Here is a 16,091-nt window from a genome sequence, read left to right as displayed (position 1 = left end):
AGTGAGCGAAGTCGCTACCGTTTTTAGGTTCTACGTCAAATGTTGGGGTAGCGAGAGGATGACTCCTTATCCTACCCCGAATGTGATGTCTTTGTATTGATGGTGAAGTAAGATCCGGTTGCGCAACCGATCATATCTTCGAAAGCCAAACGCATTCCGCTTGATGACCTTCGTTTGATTGTTGAGTCCTTCGACAAATCCATTGGTGTACCCAAACGCAAAGCTATTTAAGATTTCAGTTTCCCAGTTCCGGAATGTTCGAATGGCTTTCTGAAAGGCGTCAAGGTGACTCTGTTCCACTTTTTCATAGAACGCATAAAGTCCCTCTTTGACCTCCACCATTTTGCCTTCCTTGCCCCACTCTTTCGCCCGATCAAACCATGCCATATACGCTTCTTTCAGCTCATAGGCCTCTCGTAGAGCGTCAGAAAGGGACAAGTACCGTTCTACGTACCATAGCTGCCTCTCGGTCAGCTCTTCTCTTCGCTTGTAGAAAATGCTTCTGAGTCGCTTGCACTTCTTCCGGTCATAGGGGTGGAAGGCTTTCTGTTCGGTTCGTCGAACCGCCTCTAAGGCCCAAATCATGTAGCGGGAAAAATGGAACCGATCCCCAATAATGACCGGGCTGCCAAGTGCCTTTTGTACGGCTGATTTGAATGAGTAGCTCAAGTCCATCACGACTATTTGCACATGCTCCCCCTTCTTCTCCAAATACCGTTGTAACGTCTTGGCAGAGCGGTCGGGAAGGATGTCGAGAGGGCGGCGTGTTTGAGCATCTGCTAGAATGAGCTGGTAGGTCCCTTCCTGCGTGTCTGCCTTGTATTCATCAATCGCGATCACCGGCGGAAGCTGATCCACTTCCTTTACCAGCGAAGCTGACAGGTGATCGAACCTCCGCATCACCGTCGTCGGAGAGGTATGGAACTGCTTGGCTGTATCCGTAAAGTTCTTCCCTTCGATCACCCTCATACCCAACGCCTGGTTCCACTCGATGGTCTGGCGTTGATACTTTTTCACAAACGATACCGTTTCCGCGAACTTCTTTCCGCATGGACAAGCATACCGGCGCTTTCGATAAAACAAAGCGACCTTCCGCTCAAACCATTTAAGGTGCTGGATCTTTTGGATTCGATAATCATGCACACGCGTCGTCATCGTTTGACAGGCCGGACATTCATGGGGTTTCCTTGGTACCTCCACATGAATCGCCACCATGTCCTCGCGTTCTTCTATCTTTGTCACGTTGACCTCTTTTAATCCTGGGATTTTCATGATAGACTTTTGTTGCACGCAGCTCCATCCTTTCTTTGTTTCTCGTCAATTCAAGGATAACAGGATCAAAGGAGCTTGCGTGTCTTTTTTTGTCCTCATTGTGCGAATACCCCAACATTTATTCTAGAGCCCGTTTTTTAAAAAGCCCGGAGAGGAGCGGGTTTCTCCTCTCCGGGCGAGTAGCGAACGAAGCCGCTGCTAAAGTCGGGAGAGCGCGGCAAGGTTAGGGCGGAGCGGCGCAAGATTTTAAAAAGGGGGAGGTGAAGTGTCCTCCCCCGGGCGCCGAGGAAGCCCGAGCACCCCCCGCCTTTGGGTGGGAGAATCAGCCGAAGCAGTGAGCGAAGTCGCTACCGTTTTTAAAAAGCCCGGAGAGGAGCGGGTTTCTCCTCTCCGGGCGAGTAGCGAACGAAGCCGCTGCTAAAGTCGGGAGAGCGAGGCAAGGTTAGGGCGGAGCGGCGCAAGTTTTAAAAGGGGGAGGTGGGGTTCCTCCCCCGAGCGCCGAGGAAGCCCGAGCACCCCCCGCCTTTGGGTGGGAGGATCAGCTCTCAATGGCTCTGCCCGCTGCCCGTCTGCAAGAAGAACCCCGTTTCTAGCAGACTTTAAAACTTTGCAGTGGCGCCGCTCATTGCTTAGAGGCTGGACAAAAGGTAAAAAAACAACCTTTTGTCCAGCCTCTTAAAATGTCGAGAAGCCGCTCCATTCCTGAAAGCGGTAGAGGAGATGGGCGAGGGTGGAGTGATCGGCATAGGCTTCATAATCGAGGGTGAAGCTTGCCGTTTCATTTGTCCATAACGTCTCAAAATAATTGGCGACTTCCGCGATCAGGCCTTCGTTAATCGGGCCGGTGATTTTCACGTCGGTTTCGAGGTTGAAATCGTCCAGATTACGCTTGGTGAAATTGGCGGAGCCACCGATAACGATTCCTTCTTCTTCTTTTGCTTTTTCAATCAAAGCGAGCTTGCTATGGTACTGCTCGCCGTGTGTGTCGTACCAGCGAATCATAATGCGGTCCTTTGACTTTTTCTTCAGCTCTGCCGCAACAGGACGATTAGGAATTCCGTTCTTTTCATGGCCGAACGCATCTTTATTGGCATCGAGAATCAATTTCACGTCAACGCCGCGTTTTGAGGCGGCAAGCAGGCTTGCGAGCAGCTCGCGATCAGAAAGATAAAAGGCGCCAATTGTAATGGTGTCGCCGTCTGTGGTCGCCTTGATCTCTGCCAGCAAATGCTGTTTGATTCTTCCCTCCGTTACAAGCTGGAGCTGATAGCCTTCGTCAGCAGGAGGGGAAGGGAGTAGCTCAAGCCGGTCAAACAGAGAGCCACGATAGCCGCTGCTTTGGGCGACGGCGCGCTCCGTCTCAATAATGTCACGCAAAATGTTGCCTTCGACGACGAACGCAATATTGGAGTGATAGCTGCTCGCATCATGTGGATTCGCTGAGCTGATCATCGCCTGTTTCTCCGTCACGATGATTTTGCGATGATTCGCTTTAAAATTGACTAACTGCAAATATGAACGCAGGGTGACAGGCGGAGCCACATCGCTGAATGGGTTTGGCAGCCAGCCGTCTCCCTTTGTGCCGAACCATTGAAAAAGGCTGCGGTAAACGCCGGAGTAAGCGGGGTTTGAATCACGCAGCTTCGTCAGGTCGGTGATGATGACGTCTATTCCTTGCTGCTCCAGCGCGCTGAGCAGCGGCGATGCGTATGAGCCGTAAAACGTATTGATCGGGTCCGTAATAAAGATAATATCAAGATCCGGCTGCTGCTGCTTTTTTTCTACTAGCAGGCTGGTGATAGATTGAGAGAGAGCAGGGAATTCAAGCGAGCTGTCGTACTCTTCATTAAAGAGAAACATATCAAGCAGAATAAACTCCTCAGCTTCCTCAATCATCGTATTCATTTTTTGAAAGATCCTTTGTTCCTGATAAGGGACGCCTTCCTTCATATAAGTCAAGTCATAAAGGAATTCAATATGTTCAATGTGATGGACCTCGCTCTCATAGGAAAGCCCGGCCGGCAATGGCTTAAGATAATGGTAGATCGCGACACAGGCCAATAATAAGAGAACAAAGAAAAAAGTTCCAAGCCACATCACTTTTCGATTCCTTTGATTGGACGTAAAGATAATCTGTCTAATCACGGTTGACATAAGATGATTCTCCTTTGTAGTAGCGTGACAGCTGACTATGATGACTTGGGGACTTTCCATTTCTTTGTGAGAAATGTGAGCGCGCTTTTGCGATAGCGTTTAATAATCGTATACGTCAGGAAATAGATAATGAGACCAAATACGAGCATATTCATACACATCCCAATAAAAAAAGCCTTGCCGATTCGGACGCCTACTTTCAGGACTTCTACCGTCTCCTCAATACTTTCACCTAATTCATCAAGCTCAATAGGAATGAGCTTTTCTCCCACGACCATATTTAAATAAAACAAGAGCGGGAACGCCCAAATAATTGATATGCCGCCGATGAAACCGCTCGTTAAATTTCCCCTTACAAGTTTGGCGCTGGCAATGGAGATAATCGGGCCAATTCCGAACGAAGGGACGAAATTAATTAACAGACCAGCAGTAAAACCAATTGCAATGTGATGGGCATTATCTTTAATGCGTAACAAACGGATTAATAAAAATTTGAATTTACGAATATATTTATTAATAGTGTCCACCAGCCATGTTGTCATAATCAATTTGTTCTTATCTGATCATAATCGTTTTTTGACATTTTTACAATTTTTCTTTTTTGAATTCAGCGCAAAGCCATTGCTGGTCTAGCAATTTGTACTTGAATCAACCTGTAATTGTTTTCATCCATAGTAAAGGCTAAATCCCCATGCTATACTAGAGAGATAAAGGATGTCTCTATGGGCGATGAAATTGATGTTGGAAAGTGAGATAGAATATGCGTTGGACAAAAAGCATTCCAAATATGTTTACCCAGGGGAATCTTTATTGTGGATTTCTCTCGATCGGTTTTGCCGCAAACGGTCAATTTAACAATGCGGCGATTTTAATTTTAATCGGAATGATGCTGGACAGTATGGATGGGCGTTTGGCAAGAATGCTGAAGGCGGACAGTCAGCTTGGAAAGGAATTGGATTCATTGGCCGATGTTGTTACGTTCGGTGTGGCGCCATCGTTTTTAATGTATTATACCTACTTTTATCAATTTGGCCTTTTAGGACTGGCTGTCGCCGGCTTGTTTCCGTTGTTTGGGGCGTATCGGCTTGCGCGTTTTAATATCGGTTCTCCTAAGCAGTCAACCAGCTATTTTATCGGTGTACCGATTACGGCTGCGGGCGGAATTTTAGCGTTGCTGACGTTATTCGGTAATCATATCCCGCAAATTATTACGACGGTGATCTTTACCGCGCTTTGCTTTTTGATGATCAGCAAGCTGAGAATTCCAAGCCTGAAGGAAGTTCCTTTGCCGAAATACGGAACGATTGTGACTCTTTTTCTAGGCTGTCTTCTCTTTATCATTTATCGAGGAACGTACAGCTCGTTTCCTTATTTGATTTACATCGCAACGCCGATTTATATTGCTTATCTCGCTTACCGTTTCGTGAAACGGGGCAAGCAGTCAAAGCAGCAGTAAGACGTCTTTCTTGGTTGAGCACTCTCCCCTGCAACCGTGCAGGGGGAAGCTCGGTAAAATTGACTCGTCTCAGGCGGTCATTGTACATAAATAAAAATAATAGAATACTAGAGGAGTGTGCATTTATGAAAAGGTTTTCAATTGCTGTAATACCGGGGGATGGAATCGGAAGAGAGGTTGTGCCTGCCGCGCTTAATGTGCTTGATACAGCGGCCTCCGCCCATGGCGGCATTGCCTTTGATTATACGGAGTTCCCCTGGAGCTGCGAATATTATTTGGAGCATGGCGAGATGATGCCTGAAGATGGGCTGGAGCAATTAAAGAAGTTTGATGCGATTCTCCTTGGAGCGGTCGGGAATCCGCAGCTCGTTCCAGATCATGTTTCCCTCTGGGGGCTGTTAATTAACATCCGCCGCGGCTTTCAGCAATCGATCAACATTCGGCCTGCGAAATATTTTGAAGGGCTGCGCTCGCCGTTAGCTGATCCGAAACAGTTTGATTTCATTGTCGTCCGTGAAAATAGTGAAGGGGAATACAGTGAAGTCGGCGGCCGGATTCACCAAGGGTCCTCGCAAATCGCGATCCAAAACTCGATTTTCACGAGACCGGGGGTTGAAAATGCGCTGCGCTACGGGTTTGAGCTGGCTAAAGGGCGCAAGGGTCATGTGACGAGCGCGACGAAGTCAAACGGAATTGTCCATACGATGCCGTTCTGGGATGAAGTATTTGCCGATGTGAAGGCTGATTATCCGGAGATTGAAGCCGAGAGCACGCATATCGATGCGCTCGCCGCCTTCTTTGTGACGAAGCCGGAAGCGTTTGATGTCGTCGTGGCGAGCAACTTGTTCGGCGATATTTTAACCGATATCGGCGGAGCGGTCATGGGCAGCATCGGTATTGCCCCGGCAGCCAATATCAACTTAAGCGGTGAGTTTCCATCGATGTTTGAGCCTGTCCACGGTTCAGCACCGGATATTGTCGGCAAGCATATCGCCAACCCGATCGGGCAAATTTGGACGGCGAAAATGATGCTTGACCATTTAGGGGAGACCGAGCTTGGCGCCGGGATATTGTCGGCGGTCGAAGAAGTAACGAAAAACGGGGTGAAGACGCCTGATATCGGCGGAAGCGCAACGACGGAAGAAGTGACGGCTGCGATTTGTGAGCAGCTGAAAAAGTAGAAATGGTGGAGGAGACGCGGATGAAGGGACAGGAAGAGATGCTGACATTAAGCCTGGCAGAGGTTGCAGCGCATTTCCAGCAAAAAAAGCTCTCGCCGGTGGAAGTGACGAAGCAGCTGCTTTTGCGGATTGAGGAGGTCGACCCGGAGATTAATGCTTTTATTACGATTGATCAGGAGCGGGTGATGAGCGAGGCGGCAGAGGCGGAGCAGGAAATACAGGCCGGCCGCTATAAAGGCCCCTTGCATGGGGTTGCAATCGGGCTTAAGGATTTGATTTACACAAAGGATATGAAAACAACGATGGGTTCGCCGCTCTTTGCTGACTACGTGCCATCTATTGATGCGTCAGTCGTCGAGAGGCTGCAAGAGGCCGGAGCGATTATCATAGGCAAGCTGAACACGCATCAATTCGCGTACGGTCCTACAGGCGACCGCTCTCATGCGGGTCCGGTTAAGAATCCGTACGATCTGACGAAAATGACAGGCGGATCAAGCAGCGGTTCGGCCGCCGCCGTCTCTGCGTGCATGTGCTTTGGCGCTTTGGGGACCGATACGGGTGGCTCGATTCGTGTGCCAGCGGCTTTTTGCGGGATTGTCGGGATGAAGCCGACCTTTGGCCGAGTGAGCAAGCACGGGGTGTTCCCGCTTTCCTGGACGCTCGATCATGTCGGGCCGATGACGCGGACGGTGACAGATAATGCGCTGCTGTTGCAGGTGCTTACGGGCTACGACCGGTGCGATCCTTACAGCCTCGCTGTCGAAGAAGAGAATGTGTCAAAAAAGATCGGAGCAAGCATCAAAGGAATAAAAGTCGGCCTTCCATCAAGCTTTTACTATACGGATTTGCATCCGGAAGTGAGGGAAAGCATGGAACGAAGCATTGCCGTCCTGCGTGAAAGCGGAGCGGTGATCGAAGAGGTGCACGTGCCGCATATTGAGCAGTTCGCAGAAGCGCATAAAGTGATTCTCCGTTCGGATGCCTATGCAGTTCACCGCGAGCGGCTGGCAGCCCATCCCGACGAGTGGGATGATGAGGTCAAAGAGCGGCTTTTGACCGGGTTGGAGACGAAAGGCTTTGAATACGCTGAAGCGCTGCAAATACGTCAGCAGGCGAAAGAAGAGTTCGCCGCGGCTTTACAGCAGGTAGATGTACTGCTTACACCGACGGTTCCGATTTTAGCTCCTGAAATTAATGGGCGCCATGTTGATATCGAGTCCTATCAAAAGCAGCACATCCGCTGGTCGATTATGAAGCTGACCGCACCGACGAATTTTACCGGCCTTCCAAGTTTATCGCTACCGTCAAGCCGAGCTGACAACGGGCTGCCGATCGGAGCGCAGCTGATCGGCCGTCCTCTGGATGAGGCGTTGCTGTATCAAATCGGCTACGCGTTAGAGCAGGGACTCGCTCTTCAGCCGGCCAAATGGCAAATTGGGCAGAAGCAATCAAACTAAGTAAGCGGCAGTGCCCTCTGAACGATACAGGACAGGGAAAAGCAGGACTGTCTCGCAGGCTGATTTGCAGAAAAGAGATTAAATTTGCGGGAAGATTCCAGAAAGGCACTTCGCACCGCGCTTACGTTCTCCATGAAAGACCCACGCTTTCATGGAGAACGAATACCGTTGTAACGGCTCGGCAAAAGGTAGAAAAACGACCTTTTGTTCCATTCTTTATTAACTGAATAATCAAACGATGACGGGGGCTGATTTATCCATGAGTTATATCGAAGAATTGCAGCAACTCCTTACACCGAAGCAGGTTTCGACCAATGAGACGACGCTTGAGCAGCACGGACGTGACGAAGGCTATCATCCGCTCAGTCTGCCCGACGCTGTTGTCTTTCCCGCTTCCACAGAGGACGTGCAAAAAGTCGTCGCCTTTGCGAATGAACGGCGCATTCCGCTCATTCCGTTCGGACTTGGCACAAGCCTCGAAGGGCATGTCATTCCGTATCAAGGTGGGATTTCACTCGACCTTTCGCTGATGAACAAGGTACTGGATGTCAGGCCTCAGGATTTTCTCGTCAAAGTACAGCCGGGACTGACGCGGACGCAGCTTAATAAAGAATTGAAAAAGCATGGCTTGTTTTTCTCGGTCGATCCCGGAGCTGACGCCACACTTGGAGGGATGGCGGCGACAAACGCGAGCGGCACGACCTCAGTCAAATACGGCATTATGCGGGATCAGGTGAAGGATCTGGAGGTCGTTTTGCCTGACGGTAAGGTCATTCATACCGGGGGGATGGCCGCTAAATCATCCTCCGGCCTCCATTTAAATGGATTGATCGTCGGCTCTGAAGGAACACTTGGAGTGATCACTGAGTTGACCTTGCAAGTGTATGGCATTCCAGAAGCGATCATGGCAGGCCGGGCGACGTTTCCGACAGTTCAAGCTGCTGTGGACGCCGTGACGATGATCCGGACATCGGGAATCTCAATCGCCAGAATGGAGCTGGTCGATGCCCGCTCGATTCAACAGGTAAATAAAATCAACGAGCTGCATTACGCTGAGCGGCCAACGCTTTTTCTTGAATTTCACGGCAATGAAGCCGGGTTGAAACAAGATGTCGCCTTCGCCCAGGAAATAGTGAACGATTTTGGCTGTGAGGAGCTGCAATTTGAACTCGATACGAAAGCTCAGGCGCAGCTGTGGGAGGTGCGCCATAATTTGGCCTATGCCTTTATCCACGGCTCTCCCGGCCGCAAAATGATGGTGACCGATGTTAGCGTGCCGTTAACCGAGCTGGCCGGGGCGATTCAGGATACTCGTGCCGCGATTGAGAAAGAAGGTCTTGATGGTGCTGTCTTGGGTCATGTCGGTGACGGAAATTATCACGCGTTGTTCATGATTGATATGAAGGATGAAGAGGAAGTGGCGCGGGCAAAACGACTCAACGAGCATATCGTTCATTATGCGCTGGCCCGTGGCGGTACATGTACGGGCGAACACGGCGTCGGCGTCGGAAAAGCGATCTATCAGCGTCAGGAACACGGCGCCGCTTTCGAGGTGATGAAGGCGATCAAGACAGCGCTTGATCCAAATGGGATCATGAATCCGGGGAAGATTTTTATCGATTGATAAGAAAGAGGGCAGAACGCAAGAGACATTGCGGATGCTCTTTTTTTGTTAAATAATTTATAAAGGCTACGGTGCAATTTTGTTAGCAGAAAAGAAAAAGGGATAAAAAGCTTCAATCGATTGTCATACTATTGGTACAATCAAAACAAAGTGAAACCATGTAAAAAAGCAATGCGTAGAAAGAACGAGGGGGGTGTGAAGGATGAAAAAGCCGAAAACAGACCGGCTGTTGAAAGGACTGGTCGGGTCCAGCGTCGCACTTTTAGGCGTGACAGGCTGCTCGCAGGGGATTCAGGAGGAGTTCTTTTCTGTTGCTCCGGAAACCGAGGAGGTTGAGCCTGATCCGGCGGCGCTGCCATCACCGGAAGAAGCTGATTGCCAGACATGGACGTGGGATGAAGAAGCGCAAGGCTATCAATGCGCCGAAGAAGGCAACGAGAACTATGGCCATTATTATTACGGAGGAATGTGGTTCCCGACGATCGCTGCTTTTATGGCCGGACGAGCAATGGGCGGTGGCTCGGGGCAGGTGAGACAGCCGGCGCCGAACCGTCCGGATCAAAATGTGACCCAGCCGCCAAGGCAGGACAACGATCAGCAGAGAACGCCAAACCGGGCAACGAATCCACGCTCCGGAATGGGAAGCGGTGGTTCCTTTGGCGGGTAAGCACATGAGCAGCCGGGATCTGTTTTATCAGGAGATCCCCGCTTTTTGGGACCGCCTCTACGGCGAGGAATATGCCTTGTATGATTGCTATTTGCTTGAAGCGGGACAAGTAGCAGAGATTCGTACGGCGACCGAGGCTGCTTATCGGATTTTTGCCAAGATCGCGCCGCTGCTGCGGAACGCTCCTGTCGAGACCTTGCATGAGCTCGGCTTTCCAGTCAAAGCGGTGCCCTTTCTGCAAATGAAAACGATCCCTTATGAGACGGTGATCGGGCGCTTTGATTTTGTCCAGGTGAAAGACGGCTTCAAGCTGCTGGAATTTAACGCCGATACGCCGACCTTTATTCGCGAGCTGTTTGAGGTGAACGGCCGTGTTTGCCGGTCCTTTGCTGCTGCCGATCCGAATGAAGGCGAAGAGGAGCGGCTTGGGCGGGCGATCCGCAACAGCATTTACCACAGTATGACGTCAATCGCTTTGGAACGTCATCCTTATGTTGTCTTTACCGCTCATGCGGATGATATTGAAGATCGGGAAACGATGAACTATTTATTGAAAATCACGCAGCTGAAAGACGCCGCCTTCGTCGCTCTCGATCACCTGCAAATTGTAGAAGGAGTCGGCGTTTTTGATCAAGCAGGGCGCCGAATTGATGTTGTGTACAGACATACATATCCACTTGAAGCGCTGATCGACGACGAAGCAGATGATCGGTTTCCGATCGGGCTTGAATTTATGAACCTCGTCCGGGAAAAAAAGGTGGCGATGCTGAACCCGGCTTCTGCTTTTTTGCTGCAAAGCAAGGCAGTGCTGGCGGCAATCTGGGGAATGCATGAGCAGCAGTCACCTTATTTTACGGCTGCTGAGCATCGGACGATCAGCCGTTATTTTTTACCGACCTATTTGGATGAGGAGCCGTTTATCGAATCAGGTGAACGCTATGTGGCGAAGCCCGTTTTCGGTCGAGAAGGAGATACCGTCGAGATTAAGCAGCACGGCAAGCTTTTGGGCGAAAAACAGGCGGCGAGCTATGAGCATTATGAAAAAGTGTATCAAGCCTTCTGTCAGCTGCCTTCCGGGACGATCCGGACAGAAAAAGGTGAAAAGCAGGCTCATCTATTGTTTGGCAGCTTTATTGTCAATGGAAAAGCAAGCGCGTTCGGCATTCGAGCCGGAGCGCAAATTACCGATAATCTGGCTTATTTCTTACCTTGTGGAGTGAAAGGAGTATAACATGAACATTTCCTATTATTTGGATACTCTCGATCGGTTTCTCATTTATTTGCTTGTCGCCCTCGCCTTATTCGCGATAGCGACGTATATTTTCAAGCTGATCACCCCGTATTCCGAAAGAAAGCTGATAAAGAGCGGCAATATCGCCGTGACGTTAAAGCTGCTCGGAAAAATGGCCGGGGTCGTCGTCGTGCTGCAGTCGGCGATTCGTCACTCGATAAATTTACTTGATTTGATCATTTGGGCTTTTATCGCGATCGTGATTCAAATTGTCCTTCATCTCGTCATTGAATACGGACTGACGCGCAAAACGAATGTAACGAAAGAGGTTGAAAACGGCAACACGGCAGTCGGCCTCTTGCTCGGCGGCGTATCGGTCCTTGTCGGTCTGATCGTCGCTGCGACGATCAGCTATTAAAAGGAGGCTTGCGATGCTACCCTATCAATCATTAACAGAGCCATTTTCTGAGGAAGCGTACCTGAAAAGGTGGCTGGAGCTTGAGCGGAAGGTCGCCAGCGAGGGCTTTACGTGGGCGACATTGTACGAAAACTATGAGGACAATCAATATATGAGCGATTCTTTGCTCCGCGTGCCGGCTTCGCTCGTTCAGGAAGTCGAAAATGCTTCGCGCGCCGTATACGATATTTTGGCGAAAACGTATCAGCGCATTCTCGCCGATCATTCGCTGATCCATCGGCTGGGGATTTCCGTTTATGTTTGGGATCTGCTGTTAGCCGAGGTGAAAACGGCATTTTCCTACTTTTGCCGCTTTGATTTCATCGCTTCGGCAGACGGCTTAAAGGTGATTGAGGCCAATACCGATACACCGGTCGGTCTCGTTGAGGCGGCTGTCGCCCAGGAGGTGATCTGCCGCGAGCATGGAGCGCGCAATCCGAATGCCGGTCTAACAAAAAAGCTGGCAGAAGCGTGGAATCAAGTGATCAAGGATTATCAGATCGGCAGCGGCGATACGCTTTATTTTACTTGTGCCGACTGGCATGAAGAAGACAAGCAAACGGTCGGTTTGCTGATGAAGCATTATCCACAGAAAGCGAGATACATCCCGCTGGAGGAGATCGTTGTGGAAAAAGACGATGTGCGGACGCCGAATGGCGAAAAAATCGAATTTCTCTACCGGTTGTACCCGCTTGACTATTTTCTCGCGGAAAAGAGCCATACCGGGGAATTGATAGGCGAGCAATTTCTCGTCCATTTGCTTGACAGCAAGCTAAAAATCATTAACCCGCCTTCCGCTTTGCTGATGCAGTCAAAGGCAGTATTCGCCTTGATTTGGGAAAAGCGTCACGAATGGTATTCGCGCAGTGAACAGAGGGCGATCGATACGTATTTTTTACCGACCTTCCATACGGCGAACGGAATGTCTTCCTATGTGAAAAAGCCGGTGTTGGGCCGGGAAGGTGGCGGGATTCAGATTGTGGAAAATGGGGCGGTTCTTGATGAGGATGTTGATCATTATCAGGATCAGGAAGTGATTTATCAGCACTATTTTCCGATGCCTGAGCAGACGGTAGCGACATGGGACGGCCCCTATACAGGCAAGCTGCTGATTGGCTCGCATGTGCTGAACGGGCAGCCGGCCGGTTTGTTTTTCAGAGTGGGAGAGGCGATCACCGGCAACCTCTCGATGTTCGTCGCCTATACAGACAGCTAGCTGATTTTTAGGAATGGCTAAAATAAAGATTTCTTTCAAGGGTGTTTTTCGATAAAATAAAAAAATGGGTGCAACAAACACTTTTTTGATTTGGATGACATATAGTCTAAAATGATAGAGCAAAAAGCCCTTGAAAGAAGGCGGACATCATGACGGAAAATCTGCTTTTGGCATTTGGTTTAACTTTAATGGCAGGTCTTGCAACAGGCATTGGCAGTCTGCTTGCCTTTTTTACTTCAACAACAAATACGAAATTTTTGTCCTTTTCCTTAGGCTTTTCAGCCGGGGTGATGATTTATGTATCGATGGTGGAAATCTTTATGAAGGCGCAGGACGCGCTCGTTGCTTCGCTTGGAAATGAGCTTGGCCATTGGCTGACGGCCGCCGGCTTCTTCGGCGGAATGGTGCTGACAGCGGCGATTGACCGGCTTCTTCCAAAGCAGGGAAACCCGCACGAGATCAAGAAAGTCGAGGATATGGAAACAGCAAAGCCGGAGGTGAAGGATCGCCAGCTATTGAAAATGGGGACGTTCACCGCGCTGGCGATTGCGATCCACAACTTCCCTGAAGGCATTGCGACATTCACTTCGGCTTTGCAGGACCCGGCGCTCGGGATTGCCATCGCCGTGGCGATCGCGATTCACAATATTCCTGAAGGGATCGCCGTCTCGGTGCCGATTTATTTCGCGACCGGAAGCAAAAAGAAAGCGTTCAGACTATCATTTCTTTCCGGTCTTGCCGAGCCGGTCGGCGCGCTCGTCGCCTTTTTGTTTTTAATGCCGTATTTAAATGATGTGATGTTCGGCATCATTTTTGCAGCGGTGGCGGGAATCATGGTTTTCATTTCGCTCGACGAACTGCTCCCGGCGGCGAAAAAATATGATGAAGCCCATACATCGATTTACGGCCTGATCGGCGGAATGGCCGTCATGGCGATTAGTTTGCTGCTGTTTATTTAAGCTGCTTTAATAGGCCTTTTGCCTGTTGAAGCGGCTTTTTTTTTAAGGCACTCTGAAACTTTTATCATTCTAATGTGTCTATATAACAGACGATACAAAGGAGTGAGGAAGATGTGGGATGTTTTGTACAGTGTCATTAACCATATCCAGCGTTACATCCCGGTCAGTTTATGGACACTGTTCTTGGTCGGGGTTGCCTTGATGCTTTTAAGCCTGACCGCTTTGGCGGCTCAGCGTCCGTCGGCGAAGAATCGTGAGAAGTGGATGATCAGGGCAGGTGTTATGCTGCGGGCGTTACTGTTTCTCGCGGTCACGCTTGAATTTTTTCATCATTTTCTTATTAGCGGGGAACATGTCAGCTTTCAGTATAATGTTCTGAATCAAATTGTGAATGTGATTTTTTACGGATACATACTAGTCGTCGGAATGCATTATCTCATCACCTTGCCTTTCCGGGCGTTGCACGGATTTTTTTATCTGTTTGATGTGATCGTGCTCTGTATTCCGATCCTTTTGATGCTTCCGAGCCTGACGCTTGCGGATCTGTCCGACGCCTACACGTTGGCGGCTTTGGCGTTGATTGCCGCCAGCTTTGCCGTCATCTACGTGCTGTTTCAGAGCTACTGGCGCCAGAGCATGGTAGTGTGGGCCGTGTTCTTTGTCGTCAGTGGCGGAACGGTGGCCTTTACGAGAATGAGTCAGTTTGAGGCGTTATTTCCACTGACGTTATTTTTGCTTTTGCTCGGCGGATCAGAGTGGGTCAAGCAGCTGCTGGAACGCCGCCCGCTAATCGGAGGGAAGGGGTGGTATGCTGCTGTCGCAAGCATTAGTGTCACCCTAATAGTTATCGCCAACCCATTCTACAATCTATGGCATGTCGTCGAAGCAAAGGCAAACTATTATATTCATACTGCGTATCGCGCGGAAACGGAGATGCCTTCACTTGCCGAGATGCAGGAGCGCGCAAGGCTGCTGATCGGCGAGGAAGTAAGCTTTAATGCTCATTCCTCGATTCGCGAAGATTTTTATAATGCTTATACGCTCGACGGGGGCGGTTATTCGATCAGATTTGACAGTTCGGGCGAATTGTTCGGCTTGTCACGAACCGATCCAGAGGAGGCAGCGTCATCGGCAGCTGTGCCCCCTTCCGAACAGGACGTGCTCCAGCAGACGGAGGGCCTGCTTGAAAGAGCAGAAATTAATTATGATCAAGAACGGTTTGAGATCGCGGTTCAATTTGATGATGCAGCAAAGCAAGCCGTCGTTTCCTTTCTGCCACTCTGGTCTGACGGCGAAAGGGTAAAAGGCGCCGAGGCGAGTAGTGTCGTCTGGAATTATGATTTGCAGCTCATTTCGTTTTCCCCGACTCCGCTCAGCGGTCCGCTCGAGCTTGAAAGCTCTGTCGTCAAACTGACAATGGAGGAGCTAAATGAAAAAGTAGAGGACATTTTGATCGCGCTTGGCCGGCCTTCATCCCCAACGTATATTGACCATGTGTGGAGCTCGTTCACCTACGAATCGCAGCCGACTGTCACGATCAAAACGAAAAATGGAGAAAGGATACACCTCCATGCGGAAACGGGTGAGCTGTTGCAGCTAATGCTAAGAGACGAAGAAGTGACCGATGAGGATGGAGCGTTCGCCGAAGAGGCCAAGGAAGCTGCACGGACATTATCTCCTCAGTTTGCGATGCAGGAGGCGCAATATGAGCAGGGGGAATATGGCGCTTATTCGTGGCAGGATGAGGACGGACTGCTTTCCCACCATGTCCAGGTACATCTTACTGCCGACGGTGAATTGATTTCCTTTCATCAAAACTGGTATCCGACGCAGCATCGTCAGAAGATCGATCAGGCACTGCTCGCTGAAAAAGACGTTTCGATGAGTAAGGCGATGAAGCTTGTCGCCGATGAGTATCCGCCGTTTTCGATTTATGCCCAGCGGGGAGAGCTGGCCTTAATTTATAGCCGCGACGGAGAGGCGGAGCTTGTTTGGATGATTGTCGTCGTTCCATTCGCGAAGCCGCATAAGCAGGTTCATTTTGTTGACATGGAAACAGGGGAAATGACGGATGTGTACGACGATATTGACGGGGTGAGATCATGAAACGGGAATGCGCTGTATTTCGCGACTTGAAAGAAGACTGGCAGGATGGGATGGTGGAAGCGGAAACGGCTGAATGGATGGCAGCTCACCAAATGAGCTGTCCCCTCTGCCGTGACTGGAGTGAGAAGGAACAAAACAGAGCGGAGCAACAGCCGGAGCTGCCGATTGATGAAAAGGAAAGCTTAGAGCTGGAAACGATCAAAAAAGCGAGAAGGTTTTTAGCGGTGGGGATCGGCATGATCGCACTTTTCCTAATATGGGTGTCGATTTGGCTATATATTTAAAAATGACTTCGGTTAGAGAAAGGGCTT

The 16,091-nt window shown here is 49.9% G+C and carries 14 protein-coding genes; 11 read left to right on the top strand and 3 right to left on the bottom strand.

Annotated features, from left to right (window positions below; genetic code table 11):
• Window positions 1–66 precede the first annotated feature (66 nt).
• The 3 genes from M3202_RS06850 to M3202_RS06840 form a co-directional block, all read right to left on the bottom strand.
• Window positions 67–1,272 carry an ISL3 family transposase gene (locus M3202_RS06850; RefSeq protein ID WP_285890276.1) on the bottom strand — a complete coding sequence of 402 codons (1,206 nt, stop codon included), beginning with the start codon at window positions 1,270–1,272 and terminating at the stop codon, window positions 67–69.
• 675 nt (window positions 1,273–1,947) lie between these two features.
• Window positions 1,948–3,426, bottom strand: a complete 1,479-nt coding sequence (locus M3202_RS06845; RefSeq protein WP_251222590.1) for a phospholipase D family protein — start codon at window positions 3,424–3,426, stop codon at window positions 1,948–1,950.
• A gap of 35 nt (window positions 3,427–3,461) precedes the next feature.
• Window positions 3,462–3,968 carry a DUF2062 domain-containing protein gene (locus M3202_RS06840; protein ID WP_251222589.1) on the bottom strand — a complete coding sequence of 169 codons (507 nt, stop codon included), beginning with the start codon at window positions 3,966–3,968 and terminating at the stop codon, window positions 3,462–3,464.
• 218 nt (window positions 3,969–4,186) lie between these two features.
• Here M3202_RS06840 and pssA point away from each other — a divergent pair, with 218 nt between their 5' ends.
• The 11 genes from pssA (at window position 4,187) to M3202_RS06785 (ending at window position 16,064) form a co-directional block, all read left to right on the top strand.
• Entirely contained in the window at window positions 4,187–4,882 is a 696-nt protein-coding gene (gene pssA, locus M3202_RS06835) for a CDP-diacylglycerol--serine O-phosphatidyltransferase (protein WP_251222588.1), read from the top strand.
• 125 nt (window positions 4,883–5,007) lie between these two features.
• Window positions 5,008–6,063 (top strand): tartrate dehydrogenase, encoded by a 1,056-nt coding sequence (locus M3202_RS06830; RefSeq protein ID WP_251222587.1) that lies wholly within the window; start codon window positions 5,008–5,010, stop codon window positions 6,061–6,063.
• Window positions 6,064–6,083: 20 nt separating this feature from the next.
• Window positions 6,084–7,520: an amidase gene (locus M3202_RS06825; protein WP_251222586.1), complete on the top strand. Its 1,437-nt coding sequence runs from the start codon at window positions 6,084–6,086 to the stop codon at window positions 7,518–7,520.
• A 259-nt stretch (window positions 7,521–7,779) separates the two neighbouring features.
• Window positions 7,780–9,144, top strand: coding sequence for an FAD-binding oxidoreductase (locus M3202_RS06820; protein ID WP_251222585.1), 1,365 nt, complete (start codon window positions 7,780–7,782; stop codon window positions 9,142–9,144).
• Between the two features lie 202 nt (window positions 9,145–9,346).
• Entirely contained in the window at window positions 9,347–9,811 is a 465-nt protein-coding gene (locus M3202_RS06815) for a hypothetical protein (protein WP_251222584.1), read from the top strand.
• 4 nt (window positions 9,812–9,815) lie between these two features.
• Entirely contained in the window at window positions 9,816–11,042 is a 1,227-nt protein-coding gene (locus tag M3202_RS06810) for a glutathionylspermidine synthase family protein (RefSeq protein ID WP_251222583.1), read from the top strand.
• A 1-nt stretch (window position 11,043) separates the two neighbouring features.
• Complete coding sequence (locus M3202_RS06805; protein WP_251222582.1) at window positions 11,044–11,460, top strand: DUF350 domain-containing protein; 417 nt, start codon at window positions 11,044–11,046, stop codon at window positions 11,458–11,460.
• 13 nt (window positions 11,461–11,473) lie between these two features.
• The gene (locus M3202_RS06800; protein WP_251222581.1) at window positions 11,474–12,715 is read left to right on the top strand and encodes a glutathionylspermidine synthase family protein; all 1,242 of its coding nucleotides are present in this window, start codon (window positions 11,474–11,476) and stop codon (window positions 12,713–12,715) included.
• Between the two features lie 149 nt (window positions 12,716–12,864).
• Window positions 12,865–13,674 (top strand): zinc transporter ZupT, encoded by an 810-nt coding sequence (zupT, locus tag M3202_RS06795; protein WP_251222580.1) that lies wholly within the window; start codon window positions 12,865–12,867, stop codon window positions 13,672–13,674.
• A gap of 111 nt (window positions 13,675–13,785) precedes the next feature.
• A complete protein-coding gene (locus tag M3202_RS06790) occupies window positions 13,786–15,780 on the top strand; it encodes a hypothetical protein (protein WP_251222579.1) in 1,995 nt (664 codons plus the stop codon).
• Window positions 15,777–16,064: a hypothetical protein gene (locus M3202_RS06785; RefSeq protein WP_251222578.1), complete on the top strand. Its 288-nt coding sequence runs from the start codon at window positions 15,777–15,779 to the stop codon at window positions 16,062–16,064. Before M3202_RS06790 ends, M3202_RS06785 begins: the two co-directional genes overlap by 4 nt.
• Window positions 16,065–16,091 lie beyond the last annotated feature (27 nt).

It is taken from the genome of Halalkalibacter oceani, assembly GCF_023715605.1.
In the GTDB taxonomy this organism is placed as follows: Bacteria; Bacillota; Bacilli; order Bacillales; family Bacillaceae_D; genus Halalkalibacter; species Halalkalibacter oceani.
Note: the sequence above shows the minus strand (reverse complement) of the source record. Positions and strands in the feature narration are given on the sequence as shown.

Coding starts and splice junctions, on each gene's coding strand:
- M3202_RS06850 (WP_285890276.1), bottom strand. CDS start 1,272: ATGAAAATCCCAGGATTAAAAGAGGTCAACGTGACAAAGATAGAAGAA.
- M3202_RS06845 (WP_251222590.1), bottom strand. CDS start 3,426: ATGTCAACCGTGATTAGACAGATTATCTTTACGTCCAATCAAAGGAAT.
- M3202_RS06840 (WP_251222589.1), bottom strand. CDS start 3,968: ATGACAACATGGCTGGTGGACACTATTAATAAATATATTCGTAAATTC.
- pssA (WP_251222588.1), top strand. CDS start 4,187: ATGCGTTGGACAAAAAGCATTCCAAATATGTTTACCCAGGGGAATCTT.
- M3202_RS06830 (WP_251222587.1), top strand. CDS start 5,008: ATGAAAAGGTTTTCAATTGCTGTAATACCGGGGGATGGAATCGGAAGA.
- M3202_RS06825 (WP_251222586.1), top strand. CDS start 6,084: ATGAAGGGACAGGAAGAGATGCTGACATTAAGCCTGGCAGAGGTTGCA.
- M3202_RS06820 (WP_251222585.1), top strand. CDS start 7,780: ATGAGTTATATCGAAGAATTGCAGCAACTCCTTACACCGAAGCAGGTT.
- M3202_RS06815 (WP_251222584.1), top strand. CDS start 9,347: ATGAAAAAGCCGAAAACAGACCGGCTGTTGAAAGGACTGGTCGGGTCC.
- M3202_RS06810 (WP_251222583.1), top strand. CDS start 9,816: ATGAGCAGCCGGGATCTGTTTTATCAGGAGATCCCCGCTTTTTGGGAC.
- M3202_RS06805 (WP_251222582.1), top strand. CDS start 11,044: ATGAACATTTCCTATTATTTGGATACTCTCGATCGGTTTCTCATTTAT.
- M3202_RS06800 (WP_251222581.1), top strand. CDS start 11,474: ATGCTACCCTATCAATCATTAACAGAGCCATTTTCTGAGGAAGCGTAC.
- zupT (WP_251222580.1), top strand. CDS start 12,865: ATGACGGAAAATCTGCTTTTGGCATTTGGTTTAACTTTAATGGCAGGT.
- M3202_RS06790 (WP_251222579.1), top strand. CDS start 13,786: ATGTGGGATGTTTTGTACAGTGTCATTAACCATATCCAGCGTTACATC.
- M3202_RS06785 (WP_251222578.1), top strand. CDS start 15,777: ATGAAACGGGAATGCGCTGTATTTCGCGACTTGAAAGAAGACTGGCAG.